Origin of the sequence: Marinobacter sp. 3-2 (assembly GCF_003751355.1) — a bacterium.
Taxonomy (GTDB): Bacteria; Pseudomonadota; Gammaproteobacteria; order Pseudomonadales; family Oleiphilaceae; genus Marinobacter; species Marinobacter adhaerens.
The window spans coordinates 3,382-5,338 of record NZ_RJUQ01000006.1 but is presented as its reverse complement, the minus strand read 5'-3'; the positions used below and the strand labels follow the sequence as shown (position 1 = coordinate 5,338).

Annotated in this window: 1 tRNA gene and 1 rRNA gene; both read left to right on the top strand. The window is 53.5% G+C overall.

What is annotated here, in order from left to right:
* The first annotated feature begins 164 nt into the window (after positions 1-164).
* A 16S ribosomal RNA gene (locus EDB94_RS01690) occupies positions 165-1,704 on the top strand.
* Between the two features lie 91 nt (positions 1,705-1,795).
* Positions 1,796-1,872: transfer RNA gene (locus EDB94_RS01685), tRNA-Ile, on the top strand.
* Positions 1,873-1,957: the final 85 nt, after the last annotated feature.

Below are 1,957 nucleotides of genomic sequence, written 5' to 3'. Positions count from 1 at the left end.
GCCTTGATTGAGCAACAGCTCAAACGCTCTTTAAAAAGTTGACCAAGTAATTCGTGTGGGCGCTGGCCGAGGTATTTCGGATATGAAATATCAGGACAGTGACTCGTCGAAATTGAGTTTTGTCTTGAGCAAGAATAGAGAATCTTCGGATTCTTGTATGATTTAAACTGAAGAGTTTGATCATGGCTCAGATTGAACGCTGGCGGCAGGCTTAACACATGCAAGTCGAGCGGTAACAGATCTAGCTTGCTAGATGCTGACGAGCGGCGGACGGGTGAGTAATGCATAGGAAACTGCCCAGTAGTGGGGGATAGCCCGGGGAAACCCGGATTAATACCGCGTACGCCCTTCGGGGGAAAGCAGGGGATCTTCGGACCTTGCGCTATTGGATGTGCCTATGTCGGATTAGCTAGTTGGTGGGGTAAAGGCCTACCAAGGCGACGATCCGTAGCTGGTCTGAGAGGATGATCAGCCACATCGGGACTGAGACACGGCCCGAACTCCTACGGGAGGCAGCAGTGGGGAATATTGGACAATGGGGGCAACCCTGATCCAGCCATGCCGCGTGTGTGAAGAAGGCTTTCGGGTTGTAAAGCACTTTCAGTGAGGAGGAAAACTCTGCGACTAATACTCGTAGGGCTTGACGTTACTCACAGAAGAAGCACCGGCTAACTCCGTGCCAGCAGCCGCGGTAATACGGAGGGTGCAAGCGTTAATCGGAATTACTGGGCGTAAAGCGCGCGTAGGTGGTTTGATAAGCGAGATGTGAAAGCCCCGGGCTTAACCTGGGAACGGCATTTCGAACTGTCAGGCTAGAGTATGGTAGAGGGTAGTGGAATTTCCTGTGTAGCGGTGAAATGCGTAGATATAGGAAGGAACACCAGTGGCGAAGGCGGCTACCTGGACCAATACTGACACTGAGGTGCGAAAGCGTGGGGAGCAAACAGGATTAGATACCCTGGTAGTCCACGCCGTAAACGATGTCTACTAGCCGTTGGGACTCTTGAAGTCTTAGTGGCGCAGCTAACGCACTAAGTAGACCGCCTGGGGAGTACGGCCGCAAGGTTAAAACTCAAATGAATTGACGGGGGCCCGCACAAGCGGTGGAGCATGTGGTTTAATTCGACGCAACGCGAAGAACCTTACCTGGCCTTGACATGCAGAGAACTTTCCAGAGATGGATTGGTGCCTTCGGGAACTCTGACACAGGTGCTGCATGGCCGTCGTCAGCTCGTGTCGTGAGATGTTGGGTTAAGTCCCGTAACGAGCGCAACCCCTATCCCTAGTTGCTAGCAGTTCGGCTGAGAACTCTAGGGAGACTGCCGGTGACAAACCGGAGGAAGGTGGGGATGACGTCAGGTCATCATGGCCCTTACGGCCAGGGCTACACACGTGCTACAATGGTGCGCACAGAGGGCTGCAAACCCGCGAGGGGGAGCCAATCTCACAAAACGCATCGTAGTCCGGATCGCAGTCTGCAACTCGACTGCGTGAAGTCGGAATCGCTAGTAATCGTGAATCAGAATGTCACGGTGAATACGTTCCCGGGCCTTGTACACACCGCCCGTCACACCATGGGAGTGGATTGCACCAGAAGTGGTTAGTCTAACCTTCGGGAGGACGATCACCACGGTGTGGTTCATGACTGGGGTGAAGTCGTAACAAGGTAGCCGTAGGGGAACCTGCGGCTGGATCACCTCCTTAAACGAAGCCGAGCGCTTCGGTCAGAGTCCACACGAATTACTTGGTTAGCTGAATAAAGAGAGCAGATGGGTCGTTGCAGGCCCGTGTTTTTGGGTCTGTAGCTCAGGTGGTTAGAGCGCACCCCTGATAAGGGTGAGGTCGGTGGTTCAAGTCCACCCAGACCCACCAGAATTATCCAGCTCGTCGTTGTCGAAGCACTTGCATAGCAGGCTATGCGGCGCACTTCGACGCCTAGATCTGAATAATTCTTGTG